This is a genomic window from Evansella clarkii (assembly GCF_002019695.1).
Taxonomy (GTDB): Bacteria; Bacillota; Bacilli; order Bacillales; family Salisediminibacteriaceae; genus Evansella; species Evansella clarkii.
On sequence record NZ_KV917376.1, the window covers coordinates 1,378,285 to 1,397,186 of the forward strand.

An 18,902-nucleotide genomic window follows, 5' to 3' on the forward strand; every position below is an offset into this window, starting at 1 on the left:
TTGAATGTCAATTAAAACAGAAGAAATGGTGCTTAATATGGGGCCGCAGCACCCTAGTACGCACGGTGTATTCAGGCTGAAGCTCCATGTAAGCGGAGAAACAATTACAAAAGCGGAACCAGTTATGGGCTATTTGCACCGGGGCTCTGAGAAGCTTGCGGAAGGGTTTATTTATACACAGTTCATTCCATATACAGACAGGCTGGACTACCTGAATGCCATGACGAATAACTACGTCTACTGTGCAGGGGTGGAAAAACTTCTCGGCTGGGAGATCCCTGAGCGGGCGGAATATTTGCGGGTTATTACGATGGAGCTCAACAGGATAGCGAGCCACCTCGTCTGGTGGGGGACGTATTTACTCGATATTGGAGCACTGAGCCCGTTTCTTTATGCGTTCAAAGACAGAGAAATAGTTCTCGACAGGCTGAATGAAATCAGCGGAGCAAGAATGACTTTTAACTACATGCGTGTTGGCGGGGTGAAATGGGATGCTCCTGCCGGCTGGATTGAAAAAGTCCAGGAAACAGTAAAGCAGATTAGTGAAAGTATAGAGATGTTCAACACACTTGTTACAGGGAACGAGATTTTTCAGTCCAGAACGATAGGGGTTGGAAAACTCACGAAAGAGCAGGTGATCGACTGGGGATTATCCGGTCCGATTGCCAGGGCTAGCGGTGTGAATATCGACCTGAGGAAAACAGAGCCTTATTCCATTTACGACAGATTTGATTTTGACGTACCTGTAGCTGAAGAAGGGGATGCGTATGCCCGGTATAAAGTAAGGATTGCTGAAATACGCGAATCGATAAAAATCGTGGAACAGGCTTGCAGCCAGATTCCCGCAGAGGGAGAAATCATCCATAAAAAAGGCGCGAGAATCATGATGATCAAACCGCCTGCAGGTGAAGCATATACAAGGGCAGAAGCTTCCAAAGGTGAGATTGGCGTCTATGTTGTGAGCAATGGCAAAACCAAGCCGTATCGCGTAAAGCTGCGCCGTCCGTCTTTTGTTAACGTGGCAATTTTACAGGACCTCCTCGTAGGTGCGTCCATACAGGATGTGGTAGCAATCTTCGGAAGCCTTGACGTCGTACTTGGGGAGGTGGACGCCTAATGGAGCTCGTTTACATCATTCTGTATGCGGTCATCACTCTGGCAGTGCTCCTTGGGGCAGTAACCTACGCGATTCTGTTTGAACGGAAGGTTATCGGTTATATGCAGCTCCGTCCAGGCCCAAACAGGCATGGTCCCTGGGGAATGCTTCAGACGGTAGCGGACGTTATGAAGCTTCTCATGAAAGAAGATATTATCCCTAAGAATGCAGATAAAAAGGTTTTTATACTCGCACCAATCATTGCATTTGTACCTTCATTCGCGATTTTTGCCTCGATCTCCTGGAGTGATAATATTTACGGCGCTGATTTGAACATCGGCCTTTTATATTTTATCGGGATATCGTCCATTACTACACTCGGTGTGTTAATGGGGGGCTGGAGTTCGAATAACAAATATTCACTTCTCGGAGCGATCCGGGGTGTGGCTCAGGTAATCAGCTATGAAATTCCATTAGTCCTCTCCGTCCTTGGAGTAGTAATACTGGTAGGATCACTTAATTTCAGAGATATCGTTTATTATCAGGAAAGTATCGGCATGTGGCTCATTATTCCCCAGTTTCTCGCCTTTGTCGTCTACATGATTTCAGCGATTGCGGAACTGAACAGGTCGCCATTTGACCTTCCGGAAGCCGAGTCTGAGCTTGTATCAGGTTATCACACGGAGTACTCAGGATTCCGTTTCGCGTTTTTCATGCTTGCGGAGTATGTATACGCATACGCAATTGCGGCGCTTGCAACGACACTTTTCCTCGGAGGCTGGCTCGGTCCTGCGTTCCTGCCAGGCATCGTATGGTTCTTCCTGAAAATGAGCGTTATCGTGTTCTTCTGGTTCTGGCTGAGAGCAACTCTCCCGAGGGCGAGAGTGGATAACCTTATGAGATTCGGGTGGAAAGTGCTGATTCCGCTGGCTTTGCTGAATATCGTAATAACGTCGATTATTAAAGTGTGGATGGGGTGATAAAATGTTTCGGCTCTTAAAAGGATTCGGCGTAACTCTTAACTACTTCAGGCAGAAAAAAGTCACCATCCAGTACCCGGAGGAAAGAGTGGCTATGCCGCCAAGGTACCGGGGAATCCACCGTTTTTTTCCGGATAAATGTATTGTCTGTAATCTCTGTGTCCAGGTTTGCCCCACAGATGTTATAACGCTTACAGGGAAAAAATCAGAGGAAAATCCTAAGAAAAAAGTGATTGAAACGTATAATATCGATTTTCAGGGGTGTATATTATGTGATTTCTGTACGGAAGTCTGCCCGACAGACGCAATAGTAATGACTGCCCGTTACAACAATTTAAGTTCCTTTAACCGGGCAGAGCATTTCAAAGATATTAAATGGCTGTCCGACAACCATATTTACGGCAACTATGAGGAATCGGCCCCGGCTCCGGAAGCTGGAGAAAGAGGTGAGGTGAAGTGACCCCTCAGTTAATCTTCTTTCTGATCCTGGCTGTAATGGCGATAGCCTGCGCGGTGCTTGTCATTTCTCTTAAAAAAATCTCGCATCGGATCATCGCCATGGCGTTTTGTTTTTTTGCAATTGCGGGCCTTTACTTTCTTCTCCGGGCTGAATTTATAGGAATCGTGCAAATCATCGTGTATGTGGGCGCTCTTTCGATTTTGTTTATTTTCGGTATGATGATGACCGACCACCGAAACGTTACTTTCGTGCCCGACAGGAAGCGGGGGCATAAAATACTCAGCTTTCTTGGTGTTGGTACCCTCCTTGGACTGATGCTCTACGGCATTTCCACACTGGATTTTCCGGTTAACGAAGCGCAGGGAGGCACTGGAGAGGAAATCGGAATCCAGCTTTACGGACACTATGTCATCGCCGTACAGGGAGTAGGTATTCTCCTTCTGGCAGCTCTTGTTGGAGCCGTTGTCCTGGCGCGAAAGGAGGCGGAATAAATGGTTCCAGTTACATTTTTTCTTGCACTTGGGGCTGTTTTGTTCTGTATCGGCCTGTACGGAGTGCTTACAAGGCGCCATCTCGTTGTAGTGCTCGTCTGTATTGAATTGATGCTCAATTCGGTGAATATAAATCTCGTAGCATTCTCAAGCATCGGTCCGTTTGCCAATATCACAGGGCAGGTCTTCTCCTTGTTTATCTTTACTGTGGCAGCAGCAGAAGCCGCTGTAGGTCTGGCAATCCTGATTGCACTGTACCGAAACAGAGAATCCATCGATGTCATTAAACAGGACATTATGCGATGGTAGTGAGGCAAGCGAGCACTCATTACCTGTGACGAGTAACCGCAGGAGCGCTCCTTACCTGCGACGAGTAATCGCAGGAGCATCTATTTACGAAACTCAACTATCAAATTTTACAAAGCCAAAAAAAGAGAAGAAAAGGTGATGGTATGCTACAAAACGCCTGGTTAATACCGGTCTTCCCGCTGATCGCCTTCATCATCCTGTTATTATTCGGAAGATTTCTTAAAGATAAATCCTCCTATGTGGGAATAGCAGCGTTAGCCTTATCGTTTATTTTCTCCCTGCTTGTACTAATGGAGCGGATAGGCGGAGAAACATACGGATTTACTGTCAACTGGCTGACAACCGGAGACCGTACAATTTCAGCAGGTTATGAAGTTACCGCGTTAAACGTAATGATGCTGTTCGTCGTTGCTGCGGTTAGTTTACTTGTACATATATTCTCAAGGGAGTATATGCATGAAGATAACCGGATTCATGTATTCTACAGTTATTTAGCCCTTTTCTCGTTCTCTATGCTTGGGCTTGTGTTATCTCCGAACCTGCTTCAGCTGTTCATCTTCTGGGAGTTAGTCGGGCTAAGTTCCTTCCTCCTCGTAGGGTTCTGGTATTTTAAGCCGGAAGCGGCTGCGGCTGCGAAAAAAGCATTCCTCGTTACGAGAATCGGGGATGTGGGACTGCTTATCGGGCTGATCCTCCTGTTCAATGCAACAGGAAGCCTGGAGTATAGTGCTGTTTTCTCAGCGATTGAAGCTGGAGCAGCTACAAACACAATGTTAACAGTTATTGCAGTACTTATTTTTCTCGGAGCGGTTGGTAAATCGGCTCAGTTTCCGCTCCACGTCTGGCTTCCGGATGCGATGGAAGGCCCGACGCCTGTATCTGCATTAATCCATGCTGCTACGATGGTAGCGGCAGGTGTATATTTAGTCGGTGTCATGTATCCTGTGTTCCTTGCTTCCAGTACAGCGATGCTGATTGTCGCATGGGTCGGCGCAATTACAGCATTTATAGCAGCGACAATCGCGCTCGTAAACACGGATATTAAGCGGATTCTCGCATATTCAACAATCAGCCAGCTCGGGTTTATGATGCTTGCCCTCGGAACCGGGGGATATGTGGCAGGCTTATTCCACTTAATGACACATGCTTTCTTTAAAGCACTCCTTTTCTTAGGAGCAGGAAGCGTTATTTTCGCCCTGCATCACCGCCAGGATATACGAAATATGGGCGGGCTATGGAACCGTATGAAAATTACGTCGGTTACATTCCTGATTGGTACACTTGCAATCGCAGGTGCTCCGCCGCTGGCAGGCTTCTGGAGTAAGGAAGTTATTCTTGCAGCAGTACTTGAAGGCGGGGGGATTGTCCTGTTCCTGATTGCTGCAGTCACAGCCTTTATGACAGCCTTTTATATGTTCCGCCTCTTCTTCAGGGTTTTCACAGGGGAATTTAAAGGCGAACATGAACCAGTGGAAAATAAAAAGTTTATGACTGTGCCTCTCGTGGCTCTCGCAGTCTTTGCCGTTGTGGCAGGCTTTGTAAACACTCCGTTTGCCGCAGGCCTGGAAGGATTTTTAACTGAAGGCCTCAACGTAGGAGAGCAGGCACACGGAACGATCTGGCTTGCAGGTCTTTCTGTACTCCTTGCCGCAGGAGGCTTCGGGCTGGCATGGGCGATGTACTATAAGGGCACTGTCGCTCAGGACTTCTTCACGAGCAAGGCACCAGGCGTGCACAAGCTTCTTCTGAACAAATATTATCTTGATGAAATATATCAGGCAGCTTTTGCCCGTCCAACCGTTGCTGCCGGCAAATTCCTTGCAGAAGTGGACCGGCGGGTTATCGACGGTATTGTATTAGTTGCAGCAAGATCAGTGGAACGTTCAGGCCAGGTTATCAGGAAACAGCATAACGGCCAGCTGCAGACATACGGACTCGTAACAATAATCGGAGGCCTGGCAGTAATCGCGCTGGCGTTCGTCCTGAGGGGGTATTTCGGATGATCCCAAACATACTTTCCTGGCTAGTGTTTCTCCCGCTGGCGGGGGCATTGCTCATACTGGCCATCCCAAAGGAAAATAAAAATGTTATCCGCTCGCTGGCAGCGGTCACAGTGCTTGCAGCTGTGCTCCTTTCCATTCTCGTATGGATCAGCTTCGACCGCACTGTTTCAGGGATGCAGTTTCAGCAGCTGATTCCATGGATCGACCTGGGCTTCGTGCAAATAAACTATGAAATCGGAGTCGACGGGCTGTCCGTTCCAATGCTTGCATTGTCATCCATTGTCACAGCTCTTGCCGTATTTGCTTCCTTCAATATTCAGGAGCGGGTGAAAGAGTTTTATATTTTCATACTTATCTTGTTAACCGGGCTTTTCGGAGTCTTCGTTGCTCTCGATTTATTCCTGTTCTTCCTGTTCTTTGAGTTAACCCTGATCCCAATGTTTTTCATTATCGGAATCTGGGGCGGGAAGCAGAAAACATTCGCTTCTTTCAAATACTTGATTTATACAGGGATCAGCGGGGCAATCCTGATCATGTCATTCATCGCCATTTACTTTATCGGCATGCAGGCTTCCGGATGGACACATTCCACTTTCAGTATACCGGCCTTAGCTGAGATTTACGCAAATCCAGCAGCACCGGAAGTACTCACTTCCGGAATAAGAGGCGCATTATTTTTAGCCTTATTTATTGCATTTGCTATTAAAATTCCGGTCTTCCCGTTCCATACTTGGCAGCCGATTGCCTATGCAGAGGCGCCAACAGCAGCGACTATGATACTCTCTGGTGTCCTTCTGAAAATGGGAGGTTACGGATTAATCAGAATCGGCATCGGGGTCTTCCCTGATCAGGTTGCCAGATTCGCAACGCTCATTGCAATACTCGGTGTCATCAATATCATTTACGGAGCAGTGCTCGCACTCGTGCAAAACGACTTAAAGCGCCTTGTTGCTTTTGCAAGTATCAGCCATATGGGAATCGTTCTGCTCGGGATCGCCTCCTTTACAGCAGCGGGCATTCAGGGAGCGATTTTCCAGCTCGTGTCCCACGGCTTTATCACAGCATTGCTGTTCTTTATGGTCGGTGCCTTGGCAGAGCGGACAAATACGAGAAACATCTCAGAACTTGGGGGACTCTCCAAATCAGTGCCTGTCCTTGCAGGATTTACCCTTGCCGCTGTAATGGCAGCGATCGGGCTGCCAGGGTTGTCCGGATTTGTGAGCGAACTCCTTACACTCATCGGAGTATTCGGAGCACCAGCTGATATTTTACCGGCTGCAGCAGTCTTCGGAGTTCTTGCCGGACTCGGAATTATCCTGACAGCTGCCTACCTGCTCTGGGCCGTGAAACGGACTACTTTCGGGCCCATGCAGGAAAAATACAGCACACTGAAGGATGCAAGGCCAATAGAGTACATCCCAATGGTCGGGCTCCTCGGCTTAAGTCTTTTAATCGGGGTTTACCCGACGATCTTAACCGATGTAATTAACGTCACAGTAACAGACATCTTGTCAAGGATAGGGGGTTAAAGACAATGCTGTCAGCTTTTGATGCCAACTGGTCTTTAATGACTCCGGAAATCGTTTTAGCTGTACTCGCAATGATCATTTTCACGATCGACTTTATGACAGGAATTCATGGAAAAAAACCGTTTCTCGGCCGTTTAAGTATCATCGCCCTTCTCGTTACTGCGGTGCTTGTGATATTTGTCAATCCGCAGGGCGGGACGATCGGACATATTTTTATCCTGGATCCTTTCTCGATGATCTTTAAAGTTATTCTCCTCGTGGCAGTAGCGATCGTCATTGCGATCAGTATGTATTATGTGGAGAAAAATGAAGATATTTACCAGGGGGAGTATTATTCCATCATGCTTTTTGCCACCTTAGGCGCCATGCTGATGGTCTCCTCTGCAGACCTTATTACCCTTTTTATTGGACTTGAAATCGTGAGTATTTCTTCTTACGTTCTCGCCGGGTTTAAAAAGCACCGGAAAAAGTCCACGGAAGCGGCTATTAAGTACGTTATTCTCGGAGGTGCTGCATCGGCCTTTATCCTGTACGGCATGTCGTTTTTATACGGCTTGACAGGCACAACAAGCTTATACGAAATCGGCGCGGCGATCCCGGGAGTATATGAGCAGTATCCATTTATGATTATGTTGAGTCTGCTGTTCATGGTGGTTGGTTTTGGATTTAAAATTTCCGTGGCTCCATTCCATATGTGGGCGCCGGATGTATACGAAGGCTCGCCAACTTCTGTTACATCATTCCTTACAGTAGTTTCAAAGCTTGCGGCGTTCGCCCTCGTAATGAGAGTTCTCTTTATCGGATTCGGAGGAATAATTGAGGAATGGGCGTTTATCATTGCTGTCATTGCCGCACTAACAATGATTCTTGGAAACCTGATCGCTCTGGCCCAGAAAAACGTGAAGCGGCTTATGGCTTACTCTGGTATCGCCCAGGCAGGCTATCTGCTCGTTCCCATCGCAGCAGCGTTTAATATAAACGTGTCTGCAAGCACGATTGCCTTTTATGGTGTCGCCTATGTATTGATGGTGTTAGGGGCCTTCGCAGTAATAACTTTCGTCACAGAGGAATCTGGAAACGAAGATATCGCCAGCTTTTCGGGCCTGTATAAACGCTCCCCGTATCTTGCACTTGCAATGGGCGTCTTTCTCGTCTCTCTCGCCGGCCTTCCGGCAACAGCCGGGTTTATCGGGAAGTTCTACATTTTCGTAGGTGCAGTCTCCGGAGACATGCTCTGGCTGGCGATTATCATGATCGCTATGAGCATCGTATCATTCTATTATTATTTTGGGATTATCCGCCAGATGTTCATGAGAGAGCCGAAGACATCTTTGGACGGACAGCCGGCAGGCACTCTGAAGGCGCCAGCAGGTATCTCCACTGTTGTGGGAGTTTCCCTGGCAGGAACCATCATTCTCGGATTTTTCCCAGGCATACTCATAAACTTCTTCAACAGCTTCAACTGGATGTTTATGTTCTTTTAAGTTTTTATGAGTTTGGGGTAAAAATAAAGTGTATGTGAACGGCCACCGGCAGGAGTTGCACTGCCGGTGGTTTTTCATTACTGACTGCGAGGGGAGGGACCACAGTTTGTAATTAACGGCTGACTTCGCAGGTAGGAGGGTACCTAGCAATAAGCAGTATTCGTTTCGCAACAAGCTATGTTGATATCGCAAGTAGACTGCCAAATCGCAACAAGAGTCCCTGAATTCGCAACAAGGAAGCTGGATATCGCAACAAGGAAGCTTGATTTCGCAACAAGCTATGTTGATATCGCAAGTAGACCCACCTTTTTCGCAGGTTGGCAGGTCGATATCGCGGCTGAATCCATACATATAGCTTCCTTTCACAGAACAAAATTCAAACTATGTATTTTACTGAACATAATTTCCCAATTAACGCAGTATATTTAAAATCACGGACATAAATAAATTTACTCGTCCGTAAGATTAAGCGGGGCGTCCTTTTCCAGGAGGTTGGTTTTTGTGCGTTTATTTCAGCAAATGCAATCATGTGAAACGTTTGTCAATCCTCTGAAGCAAGAATACATCAGATGTAAGAAGCAGTTCTTCAATTCAGTGGCTGGAACCGCGAAGGACCGCCGCCACCAAGGCAGCAAAAAAAATTAGTTCACAATTTATTCACATTTAATTTAAGAACAACGTAACCGATTGAACAGTCTGTCGTCTATTCAATGTGTAGTACAGTACATATTGTTTTAGGAAAGGCAATTGGTCTGTATTATTTCTGAAAGTCAGCTTTTACAAAGAGGAAAATTTCCTCTCATGGCCTGAGAGAGCATTTCAGGCAGCCGTTGTTTAAGTTTGAGAAGAATGTGGAATGAGAGTGGGCATAAGGTATTAGTTGCTGTCTAAGGCAAGAGACCTTTTTTGGCAATTGTGTAAAAAATTTATTTATTTGGGTTTATTTTACCGGGACAAGTGATATTAAATATTACAAGGGTGTTACAAAACTTTTCGAAGCTAACATAATGCCCAAACGACAAAAACATGCTTTTTTTGTCAAAAATGCTACGAAAAACCTAGAAAATAAGCATAATAACCGTAGCTTTTTACTGCATTTTTAGTTATTATTAAGTTTGTGGACGTCTGACCTTTATTTTCATCAAGGCGGGCTTAAACAAAAAATGCAATTGACTGAGAGGAATAAGCAGTAGTTGTAGTTAGTGGAGGGAAGAAAATGCTTGAGTCTATGGGGCATCAGGCAGTCGTCAGCATTATAGTTAACCTGATGGTGCTTGTCGTAGTCTGGTGGGCAATCCAGTCTTTTAAGTTTGATCTGTTTTTCAAAAACCCGGAAGGCCCAAAGACAAAGGCATTTATGATACTGATTACAATTGCTTTGACACATCTCGTAAGCAGCTTTTTGCTCAACTACTTAAACTGGTCAATGATGCTCAGACATTTACTTTGAAGAATTACGTCTTTTTCTCAAAAAGCATGAAGAATTTGCACCATTGCAACAGATGTCGCGTTTTAGCGGATACTTCCATGTATGTCTTTTCTCCTTAAGGCAACAATGCTAATAAGAGTTCATAAAGAACGTTTATTAGCGGGAGAGATAAACTATGGGGAAAATAATGGAAGCCGCAGGGATCGTGGCGTTATTACTGATCAGCTTCATGTTTTTATTAGAAAAAAATGATGCTCGCTCTGAAGCAGAATTAACACAGCATCCGCAGTATACATTACAGCAAATTAATGAAGCAATTGCAAATTTGGAGATTGAACCGGATGGTTTTTATTTGTACGCACGGAATCACCAAGATGATGTTGCCTCATACGATAAAGTAATGGAATATCTGGATAACTGGAAACAGGATGATGAGCGGGTGAACTGGACGTTTCAAAAGACAAATGGACAGGAACAATGGACCGGAACTTTGAATCACCCTGATGTACCATACTCGGTGGAAACATCTGTTTATGCAGAACCGAAAGGAACGAAAGGAAAGTACGAAGTATACACTGTTGTTCAGGCATCATTCATTCCCACTCCCCAATGGGAAACCGCGTTCTCTGAACTGTTCGGAACACATTCATTAGCAGCAAGATTCGACACAGAAGACATCTTTTTACGTGCAGAAGGGACAGTAGCAGGGGACAATGCAGCAGATTTACAACGATGGGGACAAAAGCTTATGGAATCATTCAATGCAAACGTAGTAGAAGAACTTAATGAAGAAACATTCATTTCAATTTCAGCATATACCCCAAACTGGGGCAACGTGCTGGAAACGAACGGAAGAAAAATCAACCTGCAGGCAGCAATGCGCAGAGTAACTGATGGATTGGGCGGTAAAACAAACATTACAATTGGCACGCCGCTCATAACCACTGAATATTAATAATATAGAATATGGACGCGGAGGGGAATACTTTGGAAAAAATCATCGTCCGCGGTGGCAGGCGCTTAAACGGCACTGTCCGAGTCGAAGGAGCAAAGAACGCCGTTTTGCCGGTCATCGCTGCATCTATTCTGGCCAGCAAAGGCAAGAGTACAATTTATGATGTGCCAGCTTTGGCTGATGTATACACAATAAATGAAGTTTTACGCAATTTAAATATGGAAGTTGAGTACAAAGACGGAAAGATCTCAGCAGATGCTGAGAAAACGCTGAAAACAGAGGCGCCATTTGAGTACGTAAGAAAAATGCGAGCTTCGTTTCTTGTAATGGGACCATTATTGGCCCGGGTAGGACATGCGCGAATCGCGCTTCCTGGCGGCTGTGCTATCGGATCCCGCCCAATTGACCAGCACCTGAAAGGCTTCGAAGCTATGGGAGCTACGGTAGAAATCGGAAACGGATTTATCGAGGCGAAAGTAGATGGCCGTCTTGAGGGAACTAAGATTTACCTTGATTTCCCTAGTGTTGGCGCCACAGAAAATATCATGATGGCGGCGACAACAGCAAAAGGAACAACAATCCTTGAAAATGCTGCGGAAGAACCTGAAATTGTCTGCCTGGCAAATTACCTTAACGCAATGGGCGCAAAGGTGCGAGGAGCAGGTACAGGCACAATCAGAATTGAAGGTGTCGACGAGTTACATGGAGCTGAACATACGATTATACCGGACCGCATAGAAGCGGGTACATTTATGATCGCGGCTGCGATTTCTGAAGGAAATGTGCTCGTGGAGAATGTTCTTACTGAGCACCTTCGTCCGCTGATCGCGAAAATGATTGAGATGGGCGTTTCCATCACAGAAGAAGGCACCGGCGTACGTGTCATCGGCCCTGAAAAACTAAAGGCTGTAGACATTAAAACGATGCCTCACCCTGGATTCCCAACGGACATGCAAGCCCAGATGATGGCATTGCTGCTCCGTGCGGAAGGTACAGGAGTAATCACGGAAACTGTGTTCGAAAACCGCTTCATGCACGTGGAGGAATTCCGCCGCATGAACGGAAACATTAAAATTGAAGGCCGTGCCGCAATCGTAAGCGGTCCAAACGAACTGCAAGGTGCCGAAGTAGCAGCAACTGACCTTCGCGCCGGCGCTGCGTTAATCCTCGCAGGCCTGGTGGCAGATGGCTACACAAGAGTTACTGAACTGAAGCATCTTGACCGAGGTTATGTGGACTTCGCAGGAAAACTGAAGGCTCTCGGCGCTGACATCGAGCGTGTATACGAACTCGAAGAAAGCGAACTGCAGAACCAGGAAGCACCTGCACCACTAAAAATGGACCCTAACTTCGCATAGTCATCATTATCGGTTAATAATCATTAAAGTATACAAAAATGCATGAACGATTTATTAAAACCTCTGTCTGTGATAAAAAGCAGGCAGGGTTTTTTTGTATTTTTTAGTGTGGCTGGCAGTTGGCAATCAGGTGGTTTTGTTTTTTGTTAATAGGAAAGGCTGTTTATGATAATTGGATTGGATATCGGTAACAGGGCAGCTGATTTCGATATTAATTAAAACATTTGCTTAATTTTCGTTGCTGCTTCGAAGCCTCAAAAAGCAATCCAGCAAAGCAGTTAAGCAATTATTCATTGAATATCAGATTTCGCGCATTGGATCATAGTTTTCGTTCATTGAGTTACCGTTTTCGTTCATTGAATTTCACTTCGATCATTGAATATCAGATTTCGTGCATTGCACCTGGTATTTCGCACATTGAGTTACTGTTTTCGTTCATTGGGTCATAGTTTCCATGCATCGAATTTCACTTCGAGAATAGAAAGCCTGATTTCGAGAATAGAACCATCGTTTTCGAGAATAAGTTTCCCCTCGAGAATTGAGCACCTGATTTCACCGGTTGGCCACCTGATATCGCAGGTGGAACGTCTCATTTCGCAGGTTGGGCTAAAATTCGCAGGTTGAACCTTCATTATCGCAAGTTGGTCACCCGATTTCGCAGGTTAGCCACCTGATTTCGCAAGTGGACCCTCATTTTTCGCAGGTTGATATCTCAGGACGCTGGGTTTCCGAATTTAAAACCTAAACCTCGCAAACTGGTACCTCTGTCAACACGTTGCCACTGGATTTTTCCAGCTTATTCTATAGTTTATCCAGCTTTTATCCCGCGTAATCAATAGAACTCCCGACAACTGATATAAAGATAGAGAACTTTGCTAGAAATATAGAAAAATCTAGTATATAACTCGGCAAAAATGTTCTAACTAGTAATGTGATTTCATAGTTATATGGTGAGGGGTGAACAGATGAAAAAGACTGGAGGGATGAACTGGGTGAGGCTTATGGTTTTTGTCGGAATCGTTTTAATGGTAATCGTTTTAATAGTACCCGCTGTTCTTGTAACTGGTTTTTCCAAAGATGAAAAGGAGACAGCTTCACCGGCTGAAGGGATGAGCGAAGCTCCTGAACAGGAGGCGGCACAAGGTTCCTTCACTAGTGAAACAGCAACAAATGTCATGGATGCAGAGCCGGTTATATCCGTGTTCCGATCAGAATCCGAAAATATTGAAGAAGTAGCTTTTGAAGACTATATTATCGGTGTAGTAAGTGCAGAAATGCCTGCTGCATACGAGCTGGAGGCCCTTAAAGCCCAGGCGCTGACAGCGAGAACTTACATTTTAAAGAAGCTCACTGCAGGTGACGAACTCGGGTTGCCGGAGGGTGCTGATGTGACTGATACAGTAATGCACCAGGTGTTCAAAAGCGAAGATGAACTACGTGACTGGTGGGGAGAAGAGTTTGAGCAAAATTACACCCGTGTTAAACAGGCAGTAACAGAGACAGAGGGCCAGGTTATCACATTCGATGGCAGCCCGATCACAGCATCTTATTTTTCAACAAGCAATGGATTTACTGAGAACTCTGAGGAGTACTGGGCTCAGGAATTTCCTTACTTGAGAAGTGTGGAAAGCCCATGGGATGTAAGTTCTCCTCGTTTTTCCGGAAAAAAATCAGTTACAGTCGCTGAATTTGAAAATCTCCTTGGTGTGCAGCTGAGTGAAGGGGAAGTGGGGGAGATCACCCGGAGAACAACCGGCGGCCGCGTTGCTGAAGTGAAGGTTGGCGGAAAGGAATTTTCCGGACGGGAAGTGCGGGATCTACTTGCTCTGGATTCCAGTGATTTTTCCTGGACGCGGAGTGGGGATACTATAGAGTTTGAAACCCGGGGCTGGGGCCACGGTGTAGGGATGAGCCAGTTTGGCGCCCATGCGATGGCGAAGGAAGGCCACACGTACAAGGAGATCATTCACCACTACTACCAAGGGGTGGAAATAGAAGGAGCCGCTGACGCAATCGGAGTTGCTTTGGCTGCTGCCGGAGCATCTGGGGAGGACGGTTCCTCGGAAAAAGACAGTCAGCGTGTGGATGCAGGAAAAGGGAAGGATTCTTAATATGAGACTTGTGAGAAGAACGGGTGGGGCGAACCGCTGCAACGGGTATTTTGTTTGCAGCTGGAAGCTTTGCCCGTTTTTTGTGTTGGCTTTATTGCGTGAAAAATAAAGTTGGAGTGAAGGTAACCTCGTTAAGTTTCAGGTGATTGGTGGAACATGGGTAAAGTGGTTACTAGCGTGGGTGATTTCTCCATCCGTGGTAAACTCCCTATGAACGTGGGTAAAACCATTTTATCCATGGCTTCATAATAGAGTTAAACGATCATGATTAATACATTTCCCACCTGTCTTCGATCATTCTCCCATGTTTTCGAGAAGGAGATTCCGCTTCGAGAATAGGACCTGATTTTGAGAAAGGAACCCTCCATTTCGAGAATGAAACCACTGTTTTCGAGAATAAGATTCCGCTTCGAGAATAAACCCCCTCATTTCATACCAGCCCGCCCGATCTGCTTCAAACAAAATAGGCCAGGCTTACAAAAAGCCTGGCCGTACCCAATCAAAACAATATTAATTTTCTTTTTTAGATAACCGCAATGCCTGCTGGATGCCGCTCTTGAATGAGAATTTGCCGTACATGAGTACGCCGCCTTTATAGATTCTCGCTGCAAGAAGGTTAATGAGCACAGCACTGAGGATTAGAATGCCGATAATAACCGCGATTTCCCAGCCAGGCACTGTTCCCATGCCGATCCGCAGGAACAGCAGCTGCGGAGTGAAGAATGGAACATAGGATAAAACCTGTATAAACGGAGCATCAGGGGTGTTCAGCCCAAAGATTGCAATAAAGAAAGCGATCATTGCGATGAATATCAATGGCTGAATCGCCTGGTTGACTTCTTCGGCACGGCTCACCAATGCACCGAGCATAGCCGCGACTCCTCCGTACAAAAAGTAGCCGAGGAAAATAAATAACAGAGCATAAGCGATAAGCGAAAGATCGAGAGCGTCTCCGACCAGACTCTGCAAAAAGTCGTCCCCGCTCAGCTGGAAACCTGCAACGGCTGCTGCTGCTAAAACCAGCAAATTAACGAGACCTGCTACACCAATGCCGAGGATTTTTCCGGCCATCTGTGTCACCGGGTTAATACTGGAGACGATCAGCTCCATTACCCGTGAGGACTTCTCGGTCGCCACCTCAGTGGCGATCATTGTGCCGAACGTGATGACGATAAGATAGATGGCGAATACGAGACCATAAACCATCCAGTACGCCTGCATTTGCGACTCCTCTGTCTGCCCATCTCCGTTAATTGGCCGTTCATTAAATGTCACCGGGGTGAAAATCATTGCCAGCTCTTCGTCAGTTAGATCGAGCTGAGCAGTGGCAGCGGCTTCTTTTGCACGCTGGACATCCTGGTTAATCTCCATCCCTGACATAAAGCCGGTACCACTCGTGAATAAATCTGCCTGGAGGTTACTTGTATCTCCTGTTAAAGCAAGGACATACTCGAACTCTCCGTCTTCCGCAGCTTCAATTGCCGCATCAATATTTCCATCCGTGTATAAAGAATAGTCATAAGTACCGTCTTCCATTGAAGCAAGCATTTCACCAAACGACACGCCATTTTCAGCTTCCGTTTCGTCAACAACAGCAACTTCTGAAGCAGTATCTCCGTCGTCGGAGTCGCCAGCGAATGAATCTATGATATTATCAATATTTATTATGACAATAAGGAAAGCAGCCATGAGAGCAGTTGCGATCACAAAGGTCTTTGATTTAATTCGGCGCCCTGCAGTGTGGGCAATCGTAGTCCATAAATTATTCATTTGCTTCACCTCCTACTTTATCAATGAAGATATCGTGAAGGGATGGCTCTTCCACTTCAAATTTTCGTACAAAGCCTTTTTCAGTAATCCCGTGAAAAATATCTTCAGCAACAGCTTCGTTTTCCACCTTGACTGTCGCACCATTTTTATTTTTCTCAAGGGAGAGAACTCCAGGGATGTTCTGGATAAAACCAAGGTCGTAATCGGCATGTACGCTGATGCTTTTCATCCCGTAAGAGCGCTTGATTTCCCGCAGGTTCCCCTGAAGAACAGCTTTCCCGCGCTTCAGCATAATCAGGTCTTCACAGAGCTCTTCTACATTTCTCATCTGATGGCTGGAGAAAACAATGGTCGTTCCGTTTCGCTGTAAATCAAGGACAGCATCCTTTAACATGTCGGCGTTTACAGGATCGAGGCCGCTGAAAGGCTCATCGAGGATAAGCAGCTCAGGCTTATGGAGAACCGCAGCCATAAACTGAATCTTCTGCTGGTTCCCTTTAGAAAGCTCCTCCATTTTTTTATTTTCATACTCTTCCACCTGAAAACGGCCAAGCCACTGGCGCATCTCCTGGATGATATCTCCTTTTTTCATCCCTTTCAGCTTCATTAAATAAATGAGCTGGTCTTTCACTGTGAGCTTTGGAAACATACCCCGCTCCTCCGGCAGATATCCCACCAGATTTGTTCTGTCGTAGGAAACAGGGCGCCCGTCCCATTCAGCTGATCCTTCGGTAGGATCCAGGAGTCCGAGAATCATCCGGAAAGAAGTCGTTTTGCCCGCCCCGTTAGCACCGAGCATTCCGAACATCTGTCCTTTTTCCACTGTCACATTGATTCCATCAACAGCGTACTGGTCTGTAAATTTCTTTTTCAAATCTTTAAGCACTAAACTCATCTGTTTTTTTCTCCTCTCTGTTTCTTAAAAGTGTACGAAGTATTTCTGAGAACTCAAGTCCCTGCTGGAGAACAATCTCTATATTTTTACCAGCTAAAGCGTTCTCTGTCTCCTCAAGATCTTCTGTAATAATTTCACAATTATTTCCACTCCTCTTTACGTCAATAACTCCCGGAAGGTTTCGGATAATTTCTTCCTGGCTGACTGAGCCCCCTGCAGAAACCCAGAGGCGGCCGTAGTTTTCCTGCAAAGAATCTTTTTCAAAACGTCCGGTGAGAGTGCCCTCTTTCATGCAGACGACATAATCGGCAAACCCCTTGATCTCCTCCGGAATATGAGTGGAAAAAAGAATAGCCCGTTCCGGATCCTTTTCGAGATAGGAAACCCATTCTTCCCGTATGATTTCCTGGCTTTCAATGTCCACTCCTGAAAGTGGTTCATCCATTACGAGAAACTTCGAGCTCCGGGAAAGTGCCAGCAGAAGCAGACCCTTCTTCTGCATTCCGCCGGAAAGGGAGTCGAACCGTTTTTTTAACGGAAGACTGAATCTGTCCGTCAGCCGGTCAAATTCCTTCCAGTCCCAGCTCCTGAAGCCTATTTCGTGAAGCTCCGCCAGCTGCTTCAATGAAAACCGCTCATACCCAATGGACGTTTGAGGCACGTAGGCAATCTGCTCTTTCCAGGTGACTTCGTCTTCACGGCCGCCGGAATCAATACTTTTACCAAAACGAGTGATCGTGCCATTGTCAGGAAAAACCATGCCGGTGAGCATCCGGATAAGCGTGCTTTTTCCCGCACCGTTATTCCCGACCAGAGCAGTAACAGTGCCTGGTTCTATATAAAAATCAAGAGGACCGATCTGCACATCCCGGTCGATATTTTTTTGCACTCCGTCAAATTTAATCACTTTCGTTCTCCTCCTTTAATATCTTTCTGAACCAGTCCATTAGTTCTTCCTCTGAGTATTGATAGCTTTTTCCCAGCCGGGCAGCTTCCTTCAAAGCTTCAGCAACTGCTTCCTGCTTCTGTTCATCCTGCTCAGCCACGTTTATCTCCGCAACAAAGGTGCCCTTTCCCTGGAGAGTTTTAATGTAGCCGTGCTGTTCCAGATTCTGATAGGCCCTTCTCGTTGTAATAACGCTGCAGGAAAGGGAGGCGGCCAGCTTTCTAATAGAAGGAAGAGCCGTTCCGGCGGGCAGTTTGCCGCTCATAATGAGTGTTTTTACCTGGGATTCGATTTGGTCGTAGATCGGTGTCCGGCTCGTTTCATTTATTTTAATTGGAAGTAATCCAGATTCAGACATGATAATCAACTCGTTTCAGACTCAGATTCATTCTCCACTTCCAGAAGGCGAAGCCCAGGAGGAAGAACACCAGTCCAAGGCCAGCTGCTGCTAAAGGTGTGCCACCTGCAATGACAGTAATTCCTTTGACGATCCCTGTCCCTGTAACGGAATAGAACAAATTTATTCCAAGGAGGAGGGGGATGGAAAGAAATCCACCGACCAGCGCCATTAAAGGCACAGCGGTTGAATTTTTCCCAAAGGAGATTTTCCTTAGTTTCGTGCCAGCTTCCAAGGCGGAATAAAAGCTGCTGATCCCTGTTCCAAGACCCAGCCATAAAAGGAAGGCTGACGGAACTGCCATCCCTGGGAGCTCTGCCCGGAACAGGGGAGTCAAGGCGTATACTGCCAGGAAAAAAACAGTGTAGAAGAATCCCAGCAGGATGGCAGTGGAGACAAACCGGCTGGCAGCAATGATGCTGGCAGGCAAAGGCATAGGACGAAGCACATAGTGAAAAGGTGTCCCAGGATCGTTGCTCCGCATTGCAAAAGGAAAGTAGCGGTTTAACTGCAGAGCAAAAGTGCTGACTACAAACAAAGAATCAAAAGCAATGAGGTGCCTGCCCTCAAAATCTCTCGTGTTGATCACTGATGAGGCGAGCAGGGCAAAAGTTACAGCAATAAGAACAATAATGATGTAATTCCATGCTGGTGTGTGCTTCAGTTCGAACAAAATTAAATTCTTCACC

17 protein-coding genes are annotated in these 18,902 nt (G+C 46.1%); 12 read left to right on the forward strand and 5 right to left on the reverse strand.

What is annotated here, in order from left to right:
• The first annotated feature begins 4 nt into the window (after positions 1 to 4).
• The 12 genes from BK582_RS06490 (at position 5) to spoIID (ending at position 14,205) form a co-directional block, all read left to right on the forward strand.
• Positions 5 to 1,117 (forward strand): NADH-quinone oxidoreductase subunit D, encoded by a 1,113-nt coding sequence (locus BK582_RS06490; RefSeq protein WP_078593526.1) that lies wholly within the window; start codon positions 5 to 7, stop codon positions 1,115 to 1,117.
• On the forward strand, positions 1,117 to 2,076 hold the full coding sequence (gene nuoH, locus BK582_RS06495) for an NADH-quinone oxidoreductase subunit NuoH (protein WP_078593527.1): 960 nt from the start codon (positions 1,117 to 1,119) through the stop codon (positions 2,074 to 2,076). The genes BK582_RS06490 and nuoH overlap by 1 nt, the downstream gene beginning before the upstream one ends.
• Positions 2,077 to 2,080: 4 nt before the next feature.
• A complete protein-coding gene (locus tag BK582_RS06500) occupies positions 2,081 to 2,536 on the forward strand; it encodes a NuoI/complex I 23 kDa subunit family protein (RefSeq protein WP_078593528.1) in 456 nt (151 codons plus the stop codon).
• Positions 2,533 to 3,027 (forward strand): NADH-quinone oxidoreductase subunit J family protein, encoded by a 495-nt coding sequence (locus BK582_RS06505; protein ID WP_088036777.1) that lies wholly within the window; start codon positions 2,533 to 2,535, stop codon positions 3,025 to 3,027. Before BK582_RS06500 ends, BK582_RS06505 begins: the two co-directional genes overlap by 4 nt.
• On the forward strand, positions 3,028 to 3,336 hold the full coding sequence (gene nuoK, locus BK582_RS06510) for an NADH-quinone oxidoreductase subunit NuoK (RefSeq protein WP_078593529.1): 309 nt from the start codon (positions 3,028 to 3,030) through the stop codon (positions 3,334 to 3,336).
• Between the two features lie 143 nt (positions 3,337 to 3,479).
• Positions 3,480 to 5,339, forward strand: a complete 1,860-nt coding sequence (gene nuoL / locus BK582_RS06515) for an NADH-quinone oxidoreductase subunit L (protein WP_078593530.1) — start codon at positions 3,480 to 3,482, stop codon at positions 5,337 to 5,339.
• Positions 5,336 to 6,868: a complex I subunit 4 family protein gene (locus BK582_RS06520; protein WP_078593531.1), complete on the forward strand. Its 1,533-nt coding sequence runs from the start codon at positions 5,336 to 5,338 to the stop codon at positions 6,866 to 6,868. Before nuoL ends, BK582_RS06520 begins: the two co-directional genes overlap by 4 nt.
• A gap of 5 nt (positions 6,869 to 6,873) precedes the next feature.
• Positions 6,874 to 8,352: an NADH-quinone oxidoreductase subunit N gene (locus BK582_RS06525; RefSeq protein ID WP_244895349.1), complete on the forward strand. Its 1,479-nt coding sequence runs from the start codon at positions 6,874 to 6,876 to the stop codon at positions 8,350 to 8,352.
• A 1,216-nt stretch (positions 8,353 to 9,568) separates the two neighbouring features.
• Positions 9,569 to 9,802 carry a DUF1146 family protein gene (locus tag BK582_RS06530; protein ID WP_078593532.1) on the forward strand — a complete coding sequence of 78 codons (234 nt, stop codon included), beginning with the start codon at positions 9,569 to 9,571 and terminating at the stop codon, positions 9,800 to 9,802.
• Between the two features lie 154 nt (positions 9,803 to 9,956).
• Positions 9,957 to 10,736: a YwmB family TATA-box binding protein gene (locus BK582_RS06535; RefSeq protein WP_078593533.1), complete on the forward strand. Its 780-nt coding sequence runs from the start codon at positions 9,957 to 9,959 to the stop codon at positions 10,734 to 10,736.
• A gap of 32 nt (positions 10,737 to 10,768) precedes the next feature.
• Positions 10,769 to 12,094 carry a UDP-N-acetylglucosamine 1-carboxyvinyltransferase gene (murA, locus tag BK582_RS06540; protein ID WP_078593534.1) on the forward strand — a complete coding sequence of 442 codons (1,326 nt, stop codon included), beginning with the start codon at positions 10,769 to 10,771 and terminating at the stop codon, positions 12,092 to 12,094.
• A gap of 965 nt (positions 12,095 to 13,059) precedes the next feature.
• Positions 13,060 to 14,205, forward strand: a complete 1,146-nt coding sequence (spoIID, locus tag BK582_RS06550) for a stage II sporulation protein D (RefSeq protein WP_244895350.1) — start codon at positions 13,060 to 13,062, stop codon at positions 14,203 to 14,205.
• 510 nt (positions 14,206 to 14,715) lie between these two features.
• Here the strand turns inward: spoIID and BK582_RS06555 are convergent.
• The 5 genes from BK582_RS06555 to BK582_RS06575 are packed head-to-tail and all read right to left on the reverse strand — an operon-like array spanning position 14,716 to position 18,901.
• Positions 14,716 to 15,975 carry an ABC transporter permease gene (locus tag BK582_RS06555; protein ID WP_078593537.1) on the reverse strand — a complete coding sequence of 420 codons (1,260 nt, stop codon included), beginning with the start codon at positions 15,973 to 15,975 and terminating at the stop codon, positions 14,716 to 14,718.
• Positions 15,968 to 16,870 (reverse strand): ABC transporter ATP-binding protein, encoded by a 903-nt coding sequence (locus BK582_RS06560; RefSeq protein ID WP_078593539.1) that lies wholly within the window; start codon positions 16,868 to 16,870, stop codon positions 15,968 to 15,970. The genes BK582_RS06555 and BK582_RS06560 overlap by 8 nt, the downstream gene beginning before the upstream one ends.
• Positions 16,854 to 17,777 carry an ATP-binding cassette domain-containing protein gene (locus tag BK582_RS06565; protein ID WP_078593541.1) on the reverse strand — a complete coding sequence of 308 codons (924 nt, stop codon included), beginning with the start codon at positions 17,775 to 17,777 and terminating at the stop codon, positions 16,854 to 16,856. The genes BK582_RS06560 and BK582_RS06565 overlap by 17 nt, the downstream gene beginning before the upstream one ends.
• Entirely contained in the window at positions 17,770 to 18,174 is a 405-nt protein-coding gene (locus tag BK582_RS06570) for a GntR family transcriptional regulator (RefSeq protein ID WP_078593544.1), read from the reverse strand. Before BK582_RS06570 ends, BK582_RS06565 begins: the two co-directional genes overlap by 8 nt.
• Entirely contained in the window at positions 18,167 to 18,901 is a 735-nt protein-coding gene (locus tag BK582_RS06575; RefSeq protein WP_078593547.1) for a hypothetical protein, read from the reverse strand. Before BK582_RS06575 ends, BK582_RS06570 begins: the two co-directional genes overlap by 8 nt.
• Between the last annotated feature and the right edge of the window lies 1 nt (position 18,902).

Coding starts and splice junctions, on each gene's coding strand:
- BK582_RS06525 (WP_244895349.1), top strand. CDS start 6,874: ATGCTGTCAGCTTTTGATGCCAACTGGTCTTTAATGACTCCGGAAATC.
- BK582_RS06490 (WP_078593526.1), top strand. CDS start 5: ATGTCAATTAAAACAGAAGAAATGGTGCTTAATATGGGGCCGCAGCAC.
- BK582_RS06560 (WP_078593539.1), bottom strand. CDS start 16,870: ATGAGTTTAGTGCTTAAAGATTTGAAAAAGAAATTTACAGACCAGTAC.
- nuoH (WP_078593527.1), top strand. CDS start 1,117: ATGGAGCTCGTTTACATCATTCTGTATGCGGTCATCACTCTGGCAGTG.
- spoIID (WP_244895350.1), top strand. CDS start 13,060: ATGAAAAAGACTGGAGGGATGAACTGGGTGAGGCTTATGGTTTTTGTC.
- BK582_RS06570 (WP_078593544.1), bottom strand. CDS start 18,174: ATGTCTGAATCTGGATTACTTCCAATTAAAATAAATGAAACGAGCCGG.
- BK582_RS06555 (WP_078593537.1), bottom strand. CDS start 15,975: ATGAATAATTTATGGACTACGATTGCCCACACTGCAGGGCGCCGAATT.
- nuoL (WP_078593530.1), top strand. CDS start 3,480: ATGCTACAAAACGCCTGGTTAATACCGGTCTTCCCGCTGATCGCCTTC.
- BK582_RS06500 (WP_078593528.1), top strand. CDS start 2,081: ATGTTTCGGCTCTTAAAAGGATTCGGCGTAACTCTTAACTACTTCAGG.
- BK582_RS06520 (WP_078593531.1), top strand. CDS start 5,336: ATGATCCCAAACATACTTTCCTGGCTAGTGTTTCTCCCGCTGGCGGGG.
- nuoK (WP_078593529.1), top strand. CDS start 3,028: ATGGTTCCAGTTACATTTTTTCTTGCACTTGGGGCTGTTTTGTTCTGT.
- BK582_RS06535 (WP_078593533.1), top strand. CDS start 9,957: ATGGGGAAAATAATGGAAGCCGCAGGGATCGTGGCGTTATTACTGATC.
- BK582_RS06530 (WP_078593532.1), top strand. CDS start 9,569: ATGCTTGAGTCTATGGGGCATCAGGCAGTCGTCAGCATTATAGTTAAC.